Origin of the sequence: Lelliottia sp. (genome assembly GCF_045627565.1) — a bacterium.
GTDB lineage: Bacteria > Pseudomonadota > Gammaproteobacteria > Enterobacterales > Enterobacteriaceae > Enterobacter.
On the sequence record NZ_JAZQNX010000016.1, the window covers coordinates 1 to 1,855 of the forward strand.

2 protein-coding genes are annotated in these 1,855 nt (G+C 58.8%); both read left to right on the forward strand.

Going from position 1 to position 1,855, the window contains the following annotated elements; translation table 11 throughout:
• A partial coding sequence (locus ACKI5T_RS09680; protein ID WP_407437191.1) for a phage major capsid protein, P2 family occupies positions 1–1,066 on the forward strand: 1,066 nt, incomplete at its 5' end.
• Between the two features lie 3 nt (positions 1,067–1,069).
• Complete coding sequence (locus ACKI5T_RS09685) at positions 1,070–1,825, forward strand: terminase endonuclease subunit (RefSeq protein ID WP_407437192.1); 756 nt, start codon at positions 1,070–1,072, stop codon at positions 1,823–1,825.
• Positions 1,826–1,855 lie beyond the last annotated feature (30 nt).

Consider the following 1,855-nt stretch of genomic DNA (forward strand, 5'->3'; position numbering starts at 1 on the left):
TAATGCCTACCTGTCCCGCGTTGCGGAGCTGAACGGCGTTTCCACTGATGACGTGGCGAAGAAATTCACCGTCGAACCGTCGGTCACGCAAACCCTGATGAACACCCTGCAGGTGTCCTCCGCGTTTCTGACCAAAATCAACATCGTCCCGGTCGATGAGTTGAAAGGCGAAAAAGTCGGGGTGGGTGTCAACGGCACGATTGCGAGCACCGCTGATACTGCCGGTGATAACGAGCGCAAGACCGCCGATTTTACGGCGCTGGAATCCAACAAATACGAATGTGCGCAAATCAACTTTGATTTCCATATCCGTTACAAACAGCTCGCCCTGTGGGCGCGATTCCAGGACTTCCAGACCCGTATCCGTGACGCGATTATCAAGCGCCAGTCGCTCGATTTCATCATGGCCGGTTTCAACGGCATTGAGCGCGCGGAAACCTCCAACCGCACAAACCATCCGATGCTGCAGGATGTGGCGGTGGGCTGGCTGCAGAAATACCGTAAGGAAGCGCCAGCGCGCGTGATGTCAAAAATCACCGACGCAGACGGCAAGGTCATTTCCGATGTGATCCGCGTGGGGGAGAACGGCGACTATCAAAACCTCGATGCGCTGGTGATGGATTCCACGACCAACCTGATTGACGAGATTTATCAGGATGACCCGGAGCTCGTCGTCATTACCGGGCGCAAGCTGCTCGCGGATAAATATTTCCCGATCGTCAACAAGACGCAGCCAAACACCGAATCACTGGCCGCTGACATCATCATCAGCCAGAAGCGCATTGGCAATTTGCCCGCCGTGCGCGTGCCGTACTTCCCGGCGGATGCGCTGATGATTACGCGCCTCGATAACCTGTCGATTTACTTCATGGACGACGCGCACCGCCGCGCCATCATCGAGGAGCCCAAGAAAGACCGCATCGAAAACTATGAGTCGATGAACATCGATTATGTGGTTGAGGCTTACGCCGCCGGTTGCCTGATTGAAAACATCAAACCTGGTGAGTTTGCCGCGCCTGCTGAGCAAAGCGCCGCTGCACCTGCTGACCAGAACGGCGGAGAGTAAGTCATGACGAGCCCCGCAGCGCTTCACATGATGCGGGTCTCGGCCTCTGAAACTGCGCAGCGGGGCGCTGCTCCGCTGCGCAATGCAACTGCCTATGAGCAGATGCTGGTTAAGCTGGCCGCAGACTGTCGCACGTTAAAACAAATCCGATCCACTGAGCGCAAGGCAGACAAAAAGCGCGAGCTGCTGCCGTTCTATTTGCCGTGGGTGGCGGGTGTCCTGGCGAATGGCAAGGGCGCGCAGGATGACATTGTCATGACCGTCATGCTCTGGCGTCTCGATGCGGATGATATCGCCGGTGCGCTGGAGATTGCCCGTTACGCGCTGACGTATGGCCTGACGATGCCGGTCGGCGGCCACCGTCGCACCACGCCGTATCTGCTGGCCGAAGAAGTCGCGCTTTCTGCGCAGCGCCTGCGCGATGCGCATCAGTCGCCTGAGCTGGCGCACCTGCTCCACACCCTCGAACTGACTGAGCGTGCGGATATGCCCGATATCGTGCGCGCGAAGCTGCACAAAATCACCGGCTATGTGCAGCGCGATGCGGGGCAATTGCGTGAGGCACTGGCGAACCTGCAGCGCGCGTTTCAGTTAGACCGTGCGGTGGGGGTGAAAAAGGATATCGAACAGCTTGGGCGCCAGCTTAAACCGAAGCCCGAGCCCGCGCCCAAAACGACTAAACCACGCACGCGCAAACCTGCCGCTAAACCGGCGGCACGGCGCGGACGTCCTCCTAAAGCGGCAAAAGCCGCAGGTTAACCGAACGCTCCCCGAGCCGGGCGGCACGCC

What these genes read in the sequence shown, in the direction of transcription:
- ACKI5T_RS09685 (WP_407437192.1), top strand. Translation starts at nt 1,070, where the DNA reads ATGACGAGCCCCGCAGCGCTTCACATGATGCGGGTCTCGGCCTCTGAA.